General features: G+C 61.1%; 17 protein-coding genes and 1 pseudogene. 10 read left to right on the forward strand and 8 right to left on the reverse strand.

Translation table 11 applies throughout. The features are described 5' to 3' along the window. Positions 1-220: 220 nt before the first annotated feature. From ACS4RR_RS09455 to ACS4RR_RS09465, 3 genes are read left to right on the forward strand one after another with little or no spacing between them, the layout of a single operon-like run. The gene (locus ACS4RR_RS09455; RefSeq protein ID WP_017965314.1) at positions 221-721 is read left to right on the forward strand and encodes a type III secretion system chaperone family protein; all 501 of its coding nucleotides are present in this window, start codon (positions 221-223) and stop codon (positions 719-721) included. 1 nt (position 722) lies between these two features. Next, positions 723-1,550, forward strand: coding sequence for a pyrroline-5-carboxylate reductase (proC, locus tag ACS4RR_RS09460; RefSeq protein ID WP_222279915.1), 828 nt, complete (start codon positions 723-725; stop codon positions 1,548-1,550). A 10-nt stretch (positions 1,551-1,560) separates the two neighbouring features. After that, positions 1,561-1,902, forward strand: coding sequence for a tRNA-binding protein (locus ACS4RR_RS09465; RefSeq protein WP_130744750.1), 342 nt, complete (start codon positions 1,561-1,563; stop codon positions 1,900-1,902). 220 nt (positions 1,903-2,122) lie between these two features. On the opposite strand, the gene ACS4RR_RS09470 is transcribed toward ACS4RR_RS09465, so the two are convergent. Beyond that, complete coding sequence (locus ACS4RR_RS09470) at positions 2,123-2,818, reverse strand: MBL fold metallo-hydrolase (RefSeq protein ID WP_260109135.1); 696 nt, start codon at positions 2,816-2,818, stop codon at positions 2,123-2,125. A gap of 287 nt (positions 2,819-3,105) precedes the next feature. On the opposite strand from ACS4RR_RS09470, the gene ACS4RR_RS09475 reads away from it, so the two are divergent. From ACS4RR_RS09475 to ACS4RR_RS09490, 4 genes are all read left to right on the forward strand, one after another. Next, a complete protein-coding gene (locus tag ACS4RR_RS09475) occupies positions 3,106-3,723 on the forward strand; it encodes a DUF1236 domain-containing protein (RefSeq protein ID WP_260056485.1) in 618 nt (205 codons plus the stop codon). 522 nt (positions 3,724-4,245) lie between these two features. After that, positions 4,246-4,737 (forward strand): MarR family winged helix-turn-helix transcriptional regulator, encoded by a 492-nt coding sequence (locus ACS4RR_RS09480; RefSeq protein ID WP_017965308.1) that lies wholly within the window; start codon positions 4,246-4,248, stop codon positions 4,735-4,737. Then, positions 4,738-5,439, forward strand: a complete 702-nt coding sequence (locus ACS4RR_RS09485; protein ID WP_260056483.1) for a response regulator — start codon at positions 4,738-4,740, stop codon at positions 5,437-5,439. A 24-nt stretch (positions 5,440-5,463) separates the two neighbouring features. After that, positions 5,464-6,840, forward strand: coding sequence for an ATP-binding protein (locus ACS4RR_RS09490; protein WP_017965306.1), 1,377 nt, complete (start codon positions 5,464-5,466; stop codon positions 6,838-6,840). A 48-nt stretch (positions 6,841-6,888) separates the two neighbouring features. Here ACS4RR_RS09490 and ACS4RR_RS09495 read toward each other — a convergent pair whose 3' ends face one another. Next, complete coding sequence (locus ACS4RR_RS09495; RefSeq protein WP_260296718.1) at positions 6,889-7,347, reverse strand: winged helix-turn-helix transcriptional regulator; 459 nt, start codon at positions 7,345-7,347, stop codon at positions 6,889-6,891. A gap of 34 nt (positions 7,348-7,381) precedes the next feature. On the opposite strand from ACS4RR_RS09495, the gene ACS4RR_RS09500 reads away from it, so the two are divergent. Then, positions 7,382-8,254 (forward strand): oxidoreductase, encoded by an 873-nt coding sequence (locus ACS4RR_RS09500; protein WP_260109133.1) that lies wholly within the window; start codon positions 7,382-7,384, stop codon positions 8,252-8,254. Positions 8,255-8,314: 60 nt separating this feature from the next. On the opposite strand, the pseudogene ACS4RR_RS09505 reads toward ACS4RR_RS09500, so the two are convergent. From ACS4RR_RS09505 to ACS4RR_RS09515, 3 genes and pseudogenes are all read right to left on the reverse strand, one after another. Then, positions 8,315-8,783 (reverse strand): annotated as a pseudogene (locus tag ACS4RR_RS09505) (BA14K family protein). A 147-nt stretch (positions 8,784-8,930) separates the two neighbouring features. Further along, positions 8,931-9,146: a cold-shock protein gene (locus tag ACS4RR_RS09510; protein WP_260109131.1), complete on the reverse strand. Its 216-nt coding sequence runs from the start codon at positions 9,144-9,146 to the stop codon at positions 8,931-8,933. A gap of 486 nt (positions 9,147-9,632) precedes the next feature. Further along, positions 9,633-10,523, reverse strand: coding sequence for a DMT family transporter (locus ACS4RR_RS09515; RefSeq protein WP_407768193.1), 891 nt, complete (start codon positions 10,521-10,523; stop codon positions 9,633-9,635). Positions 10,524-10,623: 100 nt separating this feature from the next. Here ACS4RR_RS09515 and ACS4RR_RS09520 point away from each other — a divergent pair, with 100 nt between their 5' ends. After that, positions 10,624-11,094, forward strand: a complete 471-nt coding sequence (locus ACS4RR_RS09520) for a DUF3052 domain-containing protein (protein WP_456190009.1) — start codon at positions 10,624-10,626, stop codon at positions 11,092-11,094. 4 nt (positions 11,095-11,098) lie between these two features. Here ACS4RR_RS09520 and ACS4RR_RS09525 read toward each other — a convergent pair whose 3' ends face one another. The 3 genes from ACS4RR_RS09525 to ACS4RR_RS09535 are packed head-to-tail and all read right to left on the reverse strand — an operon-like array spanning position 11,099 to position 15,455. Then, complete coding sequence (locus ACS4RR_RS09525; RefSeq protein WP_260109129.1) at positions 11,099-12,241, reverse strand: PQQ-dependent sugar dehydrogenase; 1,143 nt, start codon at positions 12,239-12,241, stop codon at positions 11,099-11,101. Positions 12,242-12,301: 60 nt separating this feature from the next. Beyond that, entirely contained in the window at positions 12,302-13,075 is a 774-nt protein-coding gene (locus ACS4RR_RS09530; protein ID WP_456190010.1) for a class GN sortase, read from the reverse strand. Then, entirely contained in the window at positions 13,065-15,455 is a 2,391-nt protein-coding gene (locus ACS4RR_RS09535) for a marine proteobacterial sortase target protein (RefSeq protein WP_510177801.1), read from the reverse strand. The genes ACS4RR_RS09530 and ACS4RR_RS09535 overlap by 11 nt, the downstream gene beginning before the upstream one ends. 378 nt (positions 15,456-15,833) lie before the next feature. On the opposite strand from ACS4RR_RS09535, the gene ACS4RR_RS09540 reads away from it, so the two are divergent. Beyond that, positions 15,834-17,036, forward strand: coding sequence for a pyridoxal phosphate-dependent aminotransferase (locus tag ACS4RR_RS09540; RefSeq protein ID WP_003561278.1), 1,203 nt, complete (start codon positions 15,834-15,836; stop codon positions 17,034-17,036). The last annotated feature ends 102 nt before the right edge of the window (positions 17,037-17,138 follow it).

Here is a 17,138-nt window from a genome sequence, read left to right on the forward strand (position 1 = left end):
CCTATTTTCCGTTCGGGGGGCTGGCAGGGGGCAAGGGGCGCTATACACTGATTTTAAATGATGATTCGAAGCGACTTGGTAAGCTCCGGGCAGGTTATCTGCGTTAAGTCTGGCAGCGGTTCAACGATCATCCGAGTGGTGGTTCCGGTATTTTGCGTGTGTCTTTCTTGTGTTCGTACACGAAGTTAGGTCGCATTCGTTCCGGTCAAGAAGGTGCTGCATGAACCTGATGGAATTGGAAGTCGAGCGTCAGTCGAACCCGGTCGATATGATCGAGTACGTTGCCTCCAACAACGACTGGTCGTTCGAGCGGTCCGGCGAGGACGAGATCGCGATGACGGTTGAGGGCCGCTGGACGGACTATCACATCTCCTTCTCCTGGATGGAGGAGTTCGAGGCGCTGCATCTTGGCTGCGCCTTCGATATCAAAGTTCCCGACATCAGGGTCAACGAGGTTGTCAAGCTGCTCTCGGCGATCAACGGGCAGGTGCTGATGGGTCATTTCGACCTCTGGCGTCAGGAAGATGTGGTCATTTTCCGCCAATCGCTGCTGCTTGCCGGCGGTGCCGAGCCTACCAATCGCCAGGTGGAGGTGCTGCTTTCCAGTGCGCTCGACACCTGCGAAGCCTATTTCCAGGCATTCCAGTTCGTCGTATGGTCCGGCATGGAAGCGACGAAGGCGATGGAAGCCGTGCTGTTTGAAACGGTCGGCGAGGCATAAGATGCCAACGACTCCTTTCTCCTCGACACATCCCGTCGTCCTGATCGGCGCCGGAAACATGGGTGGGGCGATGCTGTCCGGCTGGCTGAAAAGCGGCGTTCCGGGCTCGGCCGTCATTGTCGTCGATCCTGGCCCGTCGCCGGCGATGCTGGCGGCGATCAACGAGGCCGGCGCGACCCATCTGACTGCGCTTCCCATGGATTTGAAGGCAAGCGTGCTGTTCCTGGCGGTCAAGCCGCAGGTGATGGAAACTGTGCTACCCGCGGTGAAAAGTGCGGTCGGGTCGGGCACGGTCGTCGTCTCGGTCGCAGCCGGCAAGACGCTCGGTTTCCTCGAGAGACATCTCGGCAAGGCCGCCATGGTGCGCGCCATGCCGAACACGCCGGCCATGGTCGGGCGCGGCATCACCGGCGCCTTTGCCAATTCAGGGGTCAGCGATCAGCAGCGCAAACGCGTCCATTCTCTTCTGCGCGTCTCGGGCCCGGTCGAATGGGTGCCGGCGGAAGCCGATATCGATGCCGTGACGGCGCTTTCGGGCAGCGGTCCGGCCTACGTATTCTATCTCGTCGAATGTATGGCGGAGGCAGGCCGCAAACTCGGTCTGCAGGCGGACCTCGCCATGCGTCTCGCGCGGGAAACAGTCGCGGGGGCTGGTGAACTCATGCACCAGTCCCCCGACGACGCTTCGCGGCTGCGAGAGAACGTGACTTCTCCCGGCGGCACAACGGCGGCGGCGCTCGCCGTGCTGATGGCCGAGAATGGCATGCAGCCTCTGTTCGACGCAGCCCTTGCGGCGGCGCGCAAGCGGGCCGAGGAACTGGCCGGCTGACGGAGACCATATGGCAGAAGAGATCAACTACGCCGATTTCGAGCGGGTCGACATTCGTGTCGGCACGATCATCGAGGCCAGTCCCTTTCCGGAAGCGCGCAAGCCGGCAATCAAGCTGGTGATCGATTTCGGCCCGGAGATCGGCGTTAAAAAATCCTCGGCACAGATCACCGTGCATTATACGCCGGAAAGCCTGCTGGGCCGGCAAGTGCTCGGCGTCGTCAATTTCCCGCCGCGCCAGATCGGGCCGTTCCGCTCGGAAGTGCTGACGCTGGGATTCGAAGACGAGAACGGCGCGATCGTACTTGCTGCGGTCGAACAGCCGGTGCCAAACGGCCGAAAGATGATGTGAGCGCGAGCTCACACTTAAAGCGCGTCGCGTCGAATCGGATTCAGGCGATCCGCTTTAAGTCTTTATGCAAGTCGTTATCCCAAAACCGCTGCAGCATTTGTCGACATGCATTAGATCAGGGTGATTTTAGGCCTGATCGGCCTAAAATCACCCAGATCTAAATCAAAGAAATAGAGCATGATGTCGTCCGAAAACCGCGCACACTTTTCGGCATCATGCTCTAGTTGTTCGGGGCGTCGCCCGATGCGCCGGCATCGGATCCTCCACGAGATCTGATTTCCTGCAGAAATGGATTGCTTCGCCGCTCGTCGCCGATGCGGCTGCCCGGGCCGTGGCCGCAAATGAATCCGACCTCATCGCCGAGCGGCAATACCTTGTCGCGGATCGAATCGAGAAGCTGCTGATGATCGCCGCCGGGCAGGTCGGTGCGACCGATCGAGCCGTTGAAGAGGACATCGCCGAGATGGGCGAAATTCTGCGCACGGTTGAAATAGATGACGTGGCCGGGGGCATGGCCGGGTGTGTGATAGACCTCGAATTCATGGGCGCCGAAAGAGATCTTGTCGCCATCCTTCAGCCACCGGTCGGGCACGACGTTACGCAATCCTGATATGCCGTATTTCGCGGCCTGGGTCTCGATCCGCTGCAGCAGCGGCAGGTCGTCCTGATGCGGGCCGACCACGTCGATGCCGAGAGCTTCCTTCAGTTCGCGGGCACCGCCGGCATGGTCGAGATGGCCGTGCGTCAGCCAGATTTCCTTGATGGTCAGGCCGTTCTGGGCAATCGCCTGCAGAATGAGCGGCACGTCGCCGCCGGGATCGACGACGACGCCTTCCTTGGTATCGGGATCGAAGAAGATCGTGCAATTCTGCTGGAAGGGTGTCACCGGAATGATGCCGGCCTGGAGCATGCCCATAAGTGCCTCGCTTGGTGTCTCTACTGCGTGGGGTATAGTCCGAAACCGTGGCAAGGGCAGCCGGAATCTTCCGCGATTGCGGTCCGCCTCACGGCAAAACGACGGACTGCAACAAGAATTTACGCCCCTCTCCGCCATTGTAATAGAGCGGAAAAATTGAATTTTGTTCAATTCTTCGAAGCACTTGGATGAAATCCCCCATAAGCCGCATTTCGCTCGGCGGAGCGCATGGGAACATCGTGGAACCCCACGCGTTGTCAGCCCATCGAAACCAAGGAGACGCTCACATGACCTTGAAGAGAAACATTCTGTTGGCTGGAGCCGTGCTCCTGGCGAGCGGCGGTGTCGCGCAGGCTGAGATTATAGCGACGACGGTCAACGATCTCAACGTCCGCGCCGGTCCGGGTCCGCAATATCCGGCAGTCGGCCTTGCTACCCGCGGCTCGACAGCGGTCCTCGACGGCTGCATCGAAGGCAGCCGCTGGTGCCGTGTCGACGTCAACGGCATGCGCGGTTGGGTCTATGCCGATTATCTGCAGGTCGATCAAGGCGGCAGTCCTGTCATCGTCGAGCAGCACCGTGCCGAGATCGGCGTACCCAGCGTGACTTATGAGTCGACCGCGAGTGTCGTGCCGGCCGAGCCACAGCCGGCACCTGGCGACGAGTTGCTCGGCCCCGTCGGAGCGGTCGAGACCATCACCCCGCCGGAGACGGTCCGCACTTATATCGAAACCAATCCGGGCCAGACGGTGCAGCTCGGCGGCGATGTCGTCGTCGGCGCTGAGGTGCCTGACGATGTCACCTTCCAGACGATCCCGGACTACGAGTATCGATACACCAGGATCAACGACCGGCCCGTGCTGGTGGATCCGGGGACCCGCCGGATCGTCTACGTCTATCAGTGACGCACTCAGCGAAGTGCAAACGGGGCGGCCATCAGGTCGCCTCGCTTTTCGCAGGTTCTCCGCCTACCTTCCCGCCAGTATGGTTGATTTTTATAACCTTTTCCTCCCAAGTATAATGAAATCTGATGCGCAGATCGGCGTAGCTGGGCGATTGGGAGATCGCCGAGTCTTCGGATCGGGACGGCGATATTCGGCGATATAGAGGCGGATCAGTACGTGGATCTTAGCGTCTTTCCCAGGCGACGAACTCGCCGTTGAACTAGATTTCGCCGTCCAGCTGGTCGAAAGGAACTGAAGCCCTCCCTAAACTCCTCCGGTGCTTGAGCGCCATGCCTGTTGATTGTTGTCACCATTACGTTTTATCCACAGACGCAAGGGGAAATCGCCTATTGCGTCGGAGTGCCGGACGGGCCTTGGTTTCCAGGAGAATGCGAGACCGTGCGGCGCTCGCGCAGAGTTCAGGAAAGTTAGCAGCGACGCAAATTTATCTCAGTAAAGATGACAGAGAGAAGGAAGTGCCGAGTGCCACGACAGACCGGCCCGAAAGCAAGCAAGCCAGAGCCGCTGGCCACGCCGATGGAAGATACGGGGATTATCGATTTCGAGATCATCGAGCTGTTCTTCTTCGCCTATCGCGATTTCGTTTCCGATCCTGACGCCATCCTCGAAAAGAGCGGCTTCGGCCGGGCGCACCATCGCGTCGTGCATTTCGTCAACCGCAACCCCGGCATGACGGTTGCCGATCTTCTCGATACCTTAAAGATCACCAAGCAGAGCCTCGCAAGGGTGCTGAAACAGCTGATCGATTCAGGCTATATTCGCCAAGTGGCCGGCCCTGAGGATCGGCGGCAGCGCAAGCTTTATCCGACGAAATCGGGACGAGAGCTGGCGCTTGCCCTTGCTGAGCCGCAATCGCGCCGCATTGAGCGGGCATTCGAAGGGGCTTCTGCGGAGGTGCGGGAGGGCGTAAAAGCTTTCCTCAGCGGAATGCGGGATAGACAAAGGGCGGATTGAATGGCAGTCAAGACAGGTATTTCCGACGATGCGGCGCATTTGCTGGTGGTCGATGACGACTCCCGCATCCGCGCGCTGCTCAATCGTTATCTCGCCGAGAACGGCTTCCGCGTTACTGTCGCCGCCGACGGCGCCGAGGCGCAGCGCAAGCTCACCGGTCTGGATTTCGACCTCATCATCATGGACGTGATGATGCCCGGCGAATCCGGAATCGTTGTCACCCGCGGGCTTCGCGCCATCAAGAACGTCCCGATCATCATGCTGACGGCGCTGGCGGAATCGGGCAACCGCATCGAAGGCCTCGAAGCCGGCGCCGACGACTATCTCTCCAAACCCTTCGATCCGCGCGAGCTGGTGCTGCGCATCAACAATATCCTGCGCCGCAACGCCAACGGCGAGGGGCTGAAGATCGAACAGGTTATGTTTGGGCCTTACACTTTCTCCTTGACCCGCAAGGAGCTGAAGAAAGCCAGCGAGGTGATCCGGCTCACCGACCGCGAGCAGGAGATCATGCTGCTCTTTGCACGGCGTGCCGGCGACACGATCCCCCGCCATGAACTGATCGGCAACGACACCGAAGTCGGCGAACGGACGATCGATGTGCAGATCAACCGGCTGCGGCGTAAGATCGAGGATGATCCCGCCAATCCCGTCTGGCTGCAGACCGTGCGCGGTATCGGATACAGGCTGAGCATCGACTAAACTCAAGGTTCGGGACCGGCGCTGATGGTGACGATCGACAGCTTGCGGCGGGAAGACCGCACTTCTGCGCCGGGCTGGCGCTGGGTCGTCCGCTGGCTGCGCCGCCGGCTGCCGACCGGACTTTACGCGCGCTCGTTGCTGATCATCATCATTCCGATGGTGCTCTTGCAATCCGTCGTCGCCGCCGTCTTCATGGAGCGCCATTGGCAAATGGTGACGGAGCGGCTGTCGCTTGCCGTCACCCGTGACATCGCCGCGATCATCGAGATCATCGAGACCTATCCGCAAAATTCGGATTATAGCGAGATCATCCGTATCGCCCGCGACCAGCTCAGCCTGCAGATCTCGATCGAGCCGGACGGCGACCTGCCGCCACCGCGCGTCAAGCCGTTCTTCTCGATCCTCGACGGCATCCTCAGCGACGAGATCACCGACGAGATTCACCGGCCCTTCTGGATCGACACGGTCGGCAACTCGAACCTCGTCGAGATCCGCATCAAACTCGACAACAAGATCCTGCGGGTGCTGACCAAGCGCAGCCAGACCTATGCGTCGAACACCCATATCTTCATCGTCTGGATGGTCGGCACCTCACTGGTGCTGATCGGCATCTCGATCCTCTTCCTGCGCGGGCAGATCCGGCCGATCCTCACCTTGGCGCGAGCGGCTGAAAGTTTCGGCAAGGGGCAGAAGCCTGATGATTTCTATCCGCGCGGCGCCGACGAGGTCAGGCGTGCCGGTCTTGCCTTCATCCTGATGCGCGAGCGAATCGAACGGCAGATCGAGCAGCGCACCGCGATGCTCTCCGGTGTCAGCCATGATCTGCGCACCATCCTCACCCGCTTCAAGCTGCAATTGGCGCTCGCCGGCGACAATCCCGACCTGCATGGTTTGAATGACGACGTCAACGACATGCAGACCATGCTGGAAGCCTATATGGCCTTTGCGCGCGGCGAGGTCGAAGAGGATGTCGGCGAACTCAAACTCAGCGAGATCTTTGCGAAGCTGGAATCCGATTTCGCCCTGCATGGTAAAAAATTCAGCTATTCCATCGAAGGCGATGACGACATATCCGTCCGGCCGAACGCCTTCATGCGTCTCGTCACCAACCTGGCTTCGAACGCGCGTCGCTACGCGGATAGGCTCGACATCGAGGCCAAGCACAATGCCAAATGGCTGACCGTCATCTTCGACGATGACGGGCCGGGCATTCCGGAAAAGAATCGCGAGGACGTGTTCAAGCCATTCTTCCGGCTGGATACGGCGCGCAATCTCGATGCGTCGGGCACCGGCCTCGGCCTTGCGATTGCTCGCGACATCGCCCGCAGCCATGGCGGCAACGTCACGCTCGGCGACAGCCCGCTCGGTGGACTGAGGGCAACGGTCCGCATTCCGGCCTAAAGCATGTCGCGCAAAACTGTGCAGCGGTTTGAAAGATGGCGACGCGCTTCAGGCACGGGCCGCCGTCAGCTTCACGGCTTTGCGTGCATCGAAATCGTCCAGGTGTTCGACGATCCAGCGCCAGAGCGCGGCGACTTGCATGAGAAGGTCGCGTCCGAGCGGCGTCAACTCATATTCGACGCGCGGCGGCACTTCGGGATAGAGTGTGCGGATGATGAGGCCATCTCTTTCGAGGGTGCGCAGCGTCTGCGTCAGCACTTTCTGGCTGATGCCCTCGACCCTCTCCATGAGGCGCGAGAAGCGCAGGGGTGCGCCGGCATCGGAGAGCACATGCAGGATGCGCAGCGGCCATTTCGCCGCCGCCCGCTCGATCAGTTCGCGGGCCCGAGCATCCTGCTCGTCCGTCATGCTGCTGCAGAAATCGAAGATGTCGCTGCTCACGTCAGTTACCTCAAGGTGTGTATAGATCGTCTGGGTACCTTCTTTCGATCGGATACAGTAGACCATACATCAGCCGGGAACCAAAGAAGGAGGGTTTCCGATGTCCAGAGTCTGGTTGATAACAGGGAGTTCGCGCGGTCTCGGCCGGGCGCTGGCGGAGGCGGTTCTGGCCTCCGGCGACAATCTGGTGGCGACGGCGCGCGATCCCGGCCAGCTTGCCGATCTTTCCGAGCAGTATGGCGATCAGGTGCTGACGCTGGCGCTTGACGTGACCGACGAGGTAGCGGCAGCGGCGGCAATCGAGGCGGGTGTGAAGCGGTTCGGGCGCATCGACATGCTTGTCAACAATGCCGGCTACGGCAATGTGGGCTCGATCGAGGATACCAGCCTTGCCGATTTTCGCGCCCAGATCGAGACCAACCTGTTCGGCACGATCATCATGACCAAGGCAGTCATCGCCCTGATGCGCGGACAGGGAGCGGGGCACATCATCCAGTTCTCATCCGTCGGCGGCCGGATCGGACCTGCCGGGCGCGGCGCCTATTCGGCGGCGAAATTCGGTGTTGAGGGCTTTTCCGAGGTGCTGGCGAAGGAGGTCGCGCCATTCGGGATCAAGGTGACGGTGATCGAGCCCGGCGGCTTCAGGACCGATTTCGCCGGCTCCTCGACGGTGCTTGCCGAAGGGCGGCAGGACTATGCGGAGACGGTCGGTGCTACGGCGCGCTTCCAGCGTGCGTATAACGGCCGCCAACCCGGCGATCCCGCCAAAGCGGCTGCGGTCGTCATCCACATTGCCGGTCTGGACGAGCCGCCGTTCCGGCTGCTGCTCGGCAGCGATGCCGTGCGCAATGTCGAGAAAGCGGATGCGGCGCGTATCGAGGCCGATCGTGAATGGCGCGCCGTCAGCGTCTCGACCGATTTTGAGCCGGATGCCGAGGCAGGACCGATGCCTTGGGAAAAGAAAGCCGGCTGACGAGGCAAAAACAAAAGCGCCGCTGAGAAGCGGCGCTTTGTAGCAAGGATTGCCGTGCAATCAGCCGGCGGTGCAGAAGTGGCTGCGGCCGTCATCGCCGATATAGGTGCCACTGCGCGGATCAAAGGAGCGGTAGCGGTAAGAGCAGTAGCGCTCCCATTGCGGCGACCAGGGTTCTACCGCCGTGCGAACCGGCGCATAGTATCGCGGCTGCTCGACATATTGCGGTTGCTCGACATAAACACGACGCGGGGCGCGATAGACCGGAGCGGGCTCGTAGTAATCAGGCTCATAGGCCGGATCGATGTAGCGGCGCTCTTCGTAACCCGGACCGTTATTAGCATTGGCGATGGCAGAGCCGACGATCAGGCCGGTGGCCAGCCCAACGGCGCCGCCGACCCACGCATCGTTGTTGCCGGTGATTATCGTGGCGCCAGTGGCGGTCACCGGCCGACGCTTCACCAATGGCGGAAAGCGTGAGTGCAGCAGCGGTTGCCGTCAGCAGAAGGGTCTTGGCGAGCCTGTTCATAAGTGTAAATCCTAATCCCGGGAACCGAAAGCCGGTCCCTTTCTCGATGGTCACAGTCGTACAGATTTGTAGCTGAACGAAGGCTGAACGACAAAACCCGGCATTGCTGCCGGGCTTCAACTCGAACTCGCCAGCCTTGTTAAGGGTTCAGCTCGCAATCTGCAGATTGACGGCCTTCGGGCCCTTGCCGCGGCGATCCGGCTCCGTGTCGAAGCTTACCTTCTGGTTTTCCGTCAGACCGGCCAGGCCAGAGGCCTGAACGGCAGAAATGTGAACGAAGATATCGGCGCCGCCCCGGTCCGGCTTGATGAAGCCGAAGCCTTTGTCGGTATTGAAGAATTTTACAGTGCCAGTCTCTGCCATGCGTCAGGTCCTTTTCTCTCTGCCCGCCATCCACACGGGCAGCATCATAGCATTGCCCCCTTGCGGGAGGTGTTGGCAGGCAATTCTTGAAATTTGAGAAAAAGGTCCCCTCTACCTCGGCCTGTTCCAGGCAGGAGTTTCTCCCGCCATTTTCGGAACCGGCTGACCGGAATATTAGCGTTCCCGGCGCGCAAATACTTAAGGACTTCCCATGCTCGCAAAATGCCCGAACGCGCTGAGAGTGCTGCGTTTAAAGGATTTTGGCAAGCAAAAGTTTTTTAACGTGTCGTTCCGGGCACACCCCTGTAGATCTCCAATTTGCGCAAAAACGCAAAATTTCCTTCGTCGACAGGGAATGATTAACGTTTTATATCGTCTGCAATATAAGTTCCGAGCAGATTTTCCCAAAAATGCAACGCCAGCGCGTCTCCCGCATCGAATAAAATTTTTTTCCGATGGGTGACTCGCCCATATCTGGACGGGTGATCACGCGGCTGGCAGGCGCCGCCGGGTGAACCCGGGCACGAGCTCGACCACAAGCATAGCGATAAACATTAGCGCGCAACCTGCATAACCTGTTGCCGGCATCGTTTCGCCGAGCAGCAGGGCTGCAAGTGAGGCACCGAAGAGCGCTTCGGAAGAAAGAAAGATCGCTGCCTGCGAGGGCGTCGTGTAGCGCTGGCCGATCACCTGCAGCACGAAAGCCACGCCGGAGGAGAAGATACCGACATAAAGGATCTCCGGCGCCGCGGCCTGTATCGCCGAAAGGCTGACCGGTTCGACGGCTGCGGCAACGGCCAGCGCACAGACCGCGGTGACGGCGAATTGCACGGCGGAGAGCGCGAGCGGCCTTCCGGTCTCCGAAACGGTCGTGCCGGCAAGGGTGATCTGGATCGCCCAGAAGACGGCGCAGACGACGGTCAGCAGATCGCCAGGCGCCATCGCCGAGAGATGGCCGCCGGACAGAAGGTAGATGCCGGTGATCGCCATCAGCGCGCCCGGCCAGATGATCCAATGCGGAGCACGGCGCAGGAAGAACACGGCGATCAGCGGCACGAAAACGACGTAGAGGCCGGTGATGAAGCTGGAATTCGTCACCGTCGTCGTCTGCAGTCCGACCTGCTGCGTGGCTGCACCGCCGAAAAGGGCAAGGCCGATCAGGATGTAGAGCTTGGCATGGCGCGCGCTTGTCTTCTTCTTTGCCTTGCGCGCTTCGAAAAGGACAAAAGGCAGCACGGCCAGGGTGGCGACGGCAAAGCGCAGGCCGATGAACCAGAAGGGGCCGATCGCCTTCATCGCCGTCGACTGCGCGACGAAGCCGCCGCCCCAGATGGCGGCTGCAAGCAATAGGAGGAGGTTCGCCTGAACGCGTGTCATGTCGTCCTCAATGGGGAAGGGAGATGTGCCCAAGCGGTTAGCAGTTGCGTTTCCTTTCGGCAAGGGTGAAGACTTCGTGTCGGTTGACGGAGATGAATGCATGCGACACGAGGAACGGAAGCCGGCCGGCGATGGGGCGGCGCCTGGTACGGCAGGTTATTCCGGCACGCCGCTTGTCAGGAAACTCGGCCTTGCACACGGGCAGACCGCCGCTCTTCTCGGCATTCCGGAAACGATCGGTGACATCTATGGCTTCGACGGTTTTGCTTCGGTCGTCCGCGTGCTTCCCGAGACGCCTCAGCGTGCGTTTGACTATGTGCATCTGTTTACGACCGAACGGCCGGCGCTGGAGGCTGTTGCGCCAGCGCTTTTCCGTGTCTTGAGGCGGGACGGCATGGTCTGGATATCCTGGCCGAAGAAGAGTTCACGCGTGCCGACTGACATCACGGAGGACGTAGTGCGGGCGGTTCTGCTCCCAACCGGTCTGGTCGACGTCAAGGTCTGCGCCGTCGACGAGATCTGGTCCGGGCTGAAGTTCGTCATCCGCAAGGAGCTGCGCGGCGCGTTGTGATCGCTCAGCCGTTACGGGCTTGCGCTCTTGAGACCCTGAGCAGCGCGCCGTTATCCTCGTCCGTCACCATCAGCAGCGCACCGTCGGGTGCGATGACAACGTCGCGGATGCGGCCGTATTCGCCCTCGAACAGGCGCTCTTCGGCAACAAAGGCGCCGCTATCGTCACGCTGCATGCGCGAGAGCAGCTGGAACTTCAGCGCCGCGACGAGGAAATTGCCGTCCCATTCCGGGAACATGGCGCCGCGATAGACGGCGAGCGCGCCGGGCGCAATTGAAGGATCCCAATAATGCAGCGGCTGTTCCAGCCCTTCCTTGGCGGTGCCTTCGCCGATTTCGGCGCCCGAATAGTCGCGGCCATAGGTGATGATCGGCCAGCCGTAATTCTTGCCGGCCTCGGGCTGGTTGATCTCGTCGCCGCCGCGCGCGCCGTGCTCTGCGGTATAGAGCTTGCCATCCTTGGCGTCGAAGGTGATGCCCTGCGGGTTGCGGTGGCCTTTCGACCAGATTTCCGGCAGCGCCTTGCCGCCGTCTTTGAACGGATTATCGGCAGGGATGCTACCGTCGGCATTGATGTGGATGATCGAGCCGGCATCGTCTTGCCAGTCTTGCGAGCGGTCGCGGTCGCCACGGTCGCCGACGCTGATGAACAGCGAACCGTCGCGGGCAATCGCGATGCGCGAACCGTACTGGATGTTGCCTGGCGTGAAGCGCCGCATGGTGAAAACAGGCGTCACGGCATGGAGCGTCTTTTCGTCAGTTGAAAGCGTGGCGCTGAAGGCCTCGGTGCCGGAGCCCTGGCTGTTGGCGATGGCGGCGGTGAAATAGAGTTTTCTGGATGTCGCAAAGTCCGGAGCGAGCGCCACGTCCATCAGGCCTCCCTGGCCACGGGCGCTGACCTTGGGCACGCCGCCGATCGGGTCTGAAATCTTGCCGTCGCGGACGATGCGCATGCGGCCAGGCCGCTCGGTCACGAGATAGGCCCCGTCGGGCAAGACCTCGACCGCCCAGGGATGTTCGAGGTCGTCGGCGAGCTTGTCGACCCGCACCACGAGATCCTGAGTCTTGATGGTGTCGGCTGCATCCGCCGATACGGTGCCGAACAGAACCAGTGCTGTGGCGAAATGGAGGGCGGATATTCTCTTCATCTTGCTTCCCTGCGGTCTCTCCAGGCTGAACGTGGAGTGGGCAGGGGAGGGCTTCAACCCTCATTCGACCTGCAGTAACGGCTTTGTGTTTACCGGTTGAACCGATCCCGTCGCCTGGTCATCGACCAATTCTGCCTCAAGGATGTAGCGCAGCGGCCCCTGTTCGGTGGCATTGAAGGGCCAGCAGGTGGTCAGCACCAGGCGGCGGCCATCGGAGGAGGGATCGATGCCGTTGGCATCCCACGGGGCGATGCGGCCCTCGCTGGCCTTGAAGGTCAATAGTTTGCCGTCGCGGCGAGTGACCTCGATCATATCGCCGGGCCTTATATACTGCAGCCAGCGGAAGTGCGTGTCGCGATGGGCGGCGATGACGGAGGTGCCTTCCTCGCCCGGTTGGGGCGTGTTGGCGAGCCAGGCCGGACCGAAGGCGAGAGCCTCGCCGGAGGCGCCGGAGAGCACGATCGCCTCCTTGCCGAGGCGCGGGGCGCGCACCTTGGCCTCGGTGGTAAAATCCGCCCAGGGCCAGGGTTTTGTTTCTTCGCCCCGCAATTCGGCAGCGAAGGCGCGTTTCAGCAGAACCTGGGAAAGCTCTGCCTTCGCCTTCAGCAGGAAGCCGTCGCCGATCAGCGCCAGACCATAGAGGGCAAGGCCGGCGATGGCAAAGGCAATTGCTTTTTCGATCGAGGAAAGGCGCCAGAGGAAGAAACCCCTCTTCTGGCGCATTTTCGGCCGATCATAGGCCGTGGCGGCGGCCATGGCGAGTTCCAGATAGGTCGGAAGCGGCTCGAATTCGGCCGCTTCCTCATTCTGGCTTGCGGAGAGCCTAGAGACCATTTCGCTTGACCCCGACCGCAATAATGCCCTTGAGGCGTCGCCGCCACACGGCAAGCCCGCTTGCCGCCGTCAGCGCCACGAGCAGCATGGTCAGACCGCGGATGATCTGCTCGTCGGCGCGCGTCGCCGTCTGCGGCAGGTTCACGGTCGTGCTTTTTTGCGCGATCATGGTGGCCGCCTTGGCGGTCGGGGCTGCGGCCATCATGTTTGCGATCTCAGGCGACGCGGCGAGCTCCCGTGTTTCGGCCGCAGCCTGCACCGATCCGGGGTTTCCTGTCGGCGTAGCCGAGCCATGGCGCTCCGTGCCGCCAAGAGGAGCAGGGGTTTCGCCGAGGACCTTATCAAAGTCCCAACCTTCCGGCAGGTTGAGCGGCAGCTTGGTTGAGCCGAGTGGCTGGTCGACCGGACGAGACGGAGTGATGTCGACGGCAACCAGGCTGGTGACGCGAGAGACGAGATGATGGGCGAGCGCCACGGTCTCGATATCCTTGTCGAGCGCGGCCGGATCCTGACGTTCATAGGCGCGCGCCTCGAAATCGTCGATCTTGCGCCGCGCCCAGAGCTTGGAAATGCCGTTGCCGTTGGCGGCATTGGCGATATCCATTTCGACGCGCCACGGCTGGTCGCCTGTCTTGCCGATGATCTGCAGCTTGCCGGCGGGCTGATCGTGAGGCAGCTGCGCGGTCAGCACGACCGGCTCGCCGCTGTAGAGGTCCGGCATCGGGTTCGGCGTGATATCCTCGGCCTCGATGCCTTCGAAGGTGGCGGTGATATCGGTCATGGTTGGGTTCTGCAGCTTAGCGAAAAGCTCGCCCATGCGGCTTGCCACCTGATCGGTCGAGCCGATCGCCGTGAAGGTGCCGCGGCCGACTTCGGCGGCCTTGGTCATGAAATAGGTGTTCGGTGCCGAGCCGATGCCGACGGTGAAGACGCGGGCATCGGCTCGATTCGCGGTGATTTCCTCAAAAAGCTGCTGTTCGTTGCCGATCGCACCATCCGTCAGGAATACGACCTGGCGCAACGCTCCGCTTGCGACCGGTCCCTGGTTGCGCAGCGCAGCCTGCAAGGCAGGCAGCATTTCCGTGCCGCCGTCAGCGGTCAGGCCTCTGACATAGGCGATCGCCTTTTCGCGATTGTCAGGGGTGGCTGCGACGAGACCCTTGAAATAATCGGTCATCGTATCGTCGAAACGGATGACGTTGAAGCGGTCGTCTGGGTTCAGCTTGGCAATGGCAAGCGCCAGGCTCTGCCTTGCCTGCTCGATCGACGGGCCGGACATCGAGCCGGAATTGTCGATGACGAAGACCACCTCGCGTTTTGCCGGCGGCGCTGCCGTATCCGGGGCCGTGGGTGGGGTGACGAAGGCGAGCAGATAGGTCTTACCATCAATCACTTCGCGGAAGAGACCGGCACTCGGCATCTTGCCGGGAGCGGCCTTCCAGGTGAGCTCAAAATCCTTATCGGCGGGAACGGTGTCCGCCTTCAGGCTGATCGTCCTCGCCTGGTCGCCGTCCTGGCTGATATCGACCGCGTGGAACGAGGATTTGACGTCGCCAAGCGCGAAGCCGGCTTTCAGGTTGACTGTCAGCGCGACTGGATTGATCTTGGCGTTCTCACGCGGATCAAGCACGGAGGCTTCGATCTTGTCCCGGTTTTCCACGGGGTCGCGCGGCGTGGCAAAACCGGCGCCGTTGTTGAACTCGACGGTCTGGACGATCGGTGCCGGATTGTAACGCGGGGCGACGACCATCGGGAAGCGCAGCGAGAACTCGCCGCCCGACTGGTGGATCGTCTGCTGGTATTCGATCTGGACGACGATGGTTTCGCCGGGACCGATATTGGCGACCTGGTTGGTGAAGATGTTCGGCCGCTGCTGTTCGAGCAACGCCGTCTTCTTGCCCTCGGCCTTGGCCTGCTCGTAGATCTCACGGGCTTCCTGGCGCGGCTTGATCTGGCCTTCGATGAAACGTTCGCCGATCTGCATTTTCAGCGCGTCGACGGCGGAATTATCCGGCAACGGGAAAACGTAGGTGCCCTCGACCCAGCCCTGGCTCGGATTTTGAAAGCGCTGCGTCACCTTTACCCTGGCGATCGGGCCGGAGACATCGATGGCGACATCGGTCTTCAGCCGCGGCGCTTCGACATAGAAGCCCGGCTCCTTCGACGGAAAGAGCAGCGAGCCGCTGTTAACGTCGTTCGGCCGGACAAGAGCCGCGAGTTGACCGGATGCCGGCTGTGCATCGGCGCGAGCGGCGGAGGCAAGCCCCAGCATCGCGGTGATGCAGGCGGCAAAAGCGGTGATGGCAACGAGACATGAAATGGAGATCCGACGCATGCGCATGCGCCTGATGGCAAACTCATCTTCCAGAAACATTGGCATACCCTCAATAACCAATTTCGGATGCCGGATGATGCTGCTTCGATCTCGGCGCGCTCGCGACGGAATTGCGGCGTGGCGCGGCATTTGTTGCGGCTTATTCATGGCAATGGCCGAATTCGACGAGGCCACTGATTTCAGGGGATAAATCCGGACGACCTCAGAGATTGATTCAAGATCTCCGCATGGTGTTTCAACCACGTGACATAGGCCTCTCCGAAGGGGGCGGCGTGCTGGACGGGCGGTGCGGCGAACCGATCAATAAGAATCATGCCACCATGACGCCTTTCCGCTTGAAATGCCGTCATACATTGGACATAGAGCTAACCGCAGAACTCCGGTCCCGGCTTTCTGCCCGTTTCAACCATTAGGACCGTTATCATGGCTTTCCTTGCCGATGCTCTTTCCCGTGTGAAGCCTTCAGCCACCATCGCCGTCTCCCAGAAAGCGCGCGAGCTGAAAGCAAAAGGACGTGACGTCATTGGTCTCGGCGCAGGTGAGCCGGATTTCGATACGCCCGATAATATCAAGACGGCCGCCATCGACGCGATCAACCGCGGCGAAACGAAGTACACGCCGGTCTCCGGCATTCCCGAGCTGCGCAAGGCGATCGCCGCCAAGTTCAAGCGCGAGAACGGCCTCGACTATTCCTGGGAGCAGACGATCGTCGGCACCGGCGGCAAGCAGATCCTTTTCAACGCCTTCATGGCAACGCTGAATCCCGGCGACGAAGTCGTCATCCCGGCGCCTTACTGGGTTTCTTATCCTGAGATGGTGGCGCTGTGCGGCGGCACGCCGGTTTTCGTTTCGGCCACCCAGGAGCATAACTTCAAGCTCCAGGCGGCCGATCTCGAAAAGGCGATCACGCCGAAGACCAAGTGGTTCATCTTCAACTCGCCGTCCAACCCGACGGGGGCGGCCTATACGCAGGACGAGCTGAAGGCGCTGACGGATGTGCTGATGAAGCATCCGCAGGTCTGGGTGCTGACCGACGACATGTACGAGCACCTGACCTATGGCGACTTCAAGTTCGTCACGCCTGTGGAAGTCGAGCCGAAGCTTTACGACCGCACGCTGACGATGAACGGCGTCTCCAAGGCCTATGCGATGACCGGCTGGCGCATCGGCTATGCGGCCGGTCCGATCCAGCTCATCAAGGCCATGGACATGATCCAGGGGCAGCAGACCTCGGGTGCGACGTCGATCGCCCAGTGGGCGGCTGTCGAAGCGCTGAACGGCACGCAGGACTTCATCCCTGAAAACAAGAAGATCTTCGAAGGCCGTCGCGATCTCGTCGTTTCGATGCTGAACCAGGCCAAGGGCATTGTCTGCCCGGTGCCGGAAGGCGCCTTCTATGTCTATCCGTCCTGCGCCGGCCTGATCGGCAAGACGGCGCCGTCGGGCAAGGTCATCGAGACGGACGAGGATTTCGTTTCCGAGCTTCTGGAAACGGAAGGTGTTGCCGTCGTTCACGGTTCGGCCTTCGGTCTTGGCCCGAACTTCCGCATCTCCTACGCGACTTCGGAAGAGCTGCTCGAGGAAGCCTGCCGCCGCATCCAGCGCTTCTGCGGCGCTTGCAAGTAAGCGGCTTACTGTAACGCCGATTGAGGGCCTGCCGGTGACGGCCGGCCTTTTTCAATTGCTCTGACATTGACGATGTAGCCGCATGTAGCTACATTTGCCATC

Source organism: Rhizobium zaerense, assembly GCF_051810725.1.
Taxonomy (GTDB): Bacteria; Pseudomonadota; Alphaproteobacteria; order Rhizobiales; family Rhizobiaceae; genus Rhizobium; species Rhizobium leguminosarum_I.

What these genes read in the sequence shown, in the direction of transcription:
- ACS4RR_RS09455 (WP_017965314.1), top strand. Translation starts at nt 221, where the DNA reads ATGAACCTGATGGAATTGGAAGTCGAGCGTCAGTCGAACCCGGTCGAT.
- proC (WP_222279915.1), top strand. Translation starts at nt 723, where the DNA reads ATGCCAACGACTCCTTTCTCCTCGACACATCCCGTCGTCCTGATCGGC.
- ACS4RR_RS09465 (WP_130744750.1), top strand. Translation starts at nt 1,561, where the DNA reads ATGGCAGAAGAGATCAACTACGCCGATTTCGAGCGGGTCGACATTCGT.
- ACS4RR_RS09470 (WP_260109135.1), bottom strand. Translation starts at nt 2,818, where the DNA reads ATGGGCATGCTCCAGGCCGGCATCATTCCGGTGACACCCTTCCAGCAG.
- ACS4RR_RS09475 (WP_260056485.1), top strand. Translation starts at nt 3,106, where the DNA reads ATGACCTTGAAGAGAAACATTCTGTTGGCTGGAGCCGTGCTCCTGGCG.
- ACS4RR_RS09485 (WP_260056483.1), top strand. Translation starts at nt 4,738, where the DNA reads ATGGCAGTCAAGACAGGTATTTCCGACGATGCGGCGCATTTGCTGGTG.
- ACS4RR_RS09490 (WP_017965306.1), top strand. Translation starts at nt 5,464, where the DNA reads ATGGTGACGATCGACAGCTTGCGGCGGGAAGACCGCACTTCTGCGCCG.
- ACS4RR_RS09495 (WP_260296718.1), bottom strand. Translation starts at nt 7,347, where the DNA reads ATGGTCTACTGTATCCGATCGAAAGAAGGTACCCAGACGATCTATACA.
- ACS4RR_RS09500 (WP_260109133.1), top strand. Translation starts at nt 7,382, where the DNA reads ATGTCCAGAGTCTGGTTGATAACAGGGAGTTCGCGCGGTCTCGGCCGG.
- ACS4RR_RS09510 (WP_260109131.1), bottom strand. Translation starts at nt 9,146, where the DNA reads ATGGCAGAGACTGGCACTGTAAAATTCTTCAATACCGACAAAGGCTTC.
- ACS4RR_RS09515 (WP_407768193.1), bottom strand. Translation starts at nt 10,523, where the DNA reads ATGACACGCGTTCAGGCGAACCTCCTCCTATTGCTTGCAGCCGCCATC.
- ACS4RR_RS09520 (WP_456190009.1), top strand. Translation starts at nt 10,624, where the DNA reads ATGCGACACGAGGAACGGAAGCCGGCCGGCGATGGGGCGGCGCCTGGT.
- ACS4RR_RS09525 (WP_260109129.1), bottom strand. Translation starts at nt 12,241, where the DNA reads ATGAAGAGAATATCCGCCCTCCATTTCGCCACAGCACTGGTTCTGTTC.
- ACS4RR_RS09530 (WP_456190010.1), bottom strand. Translation starts at nt 13,075, where the DNA reads ATGGTCTCTAGGCTCTCCGCAAGCCAGAATGAGGAAGCGGCCGAATTC.
- ACS4RR_RS09535 (WP_510177801.1), bottom strand. Translation starts at nt 15,455, where the DNA reads ATGCCAATGTTTCTGGAAGATGAGTTTGCCATCAGGCGCATGCGCATG.
- ACS4RR_RS09540 (WP_003561278.1), top strand. Translation starts at nt 15,834, where the DNA reads ATGGCTTTCCTTGCCGATGCTCTTTCCCGTGTGAAGCCTTCAGCCACC.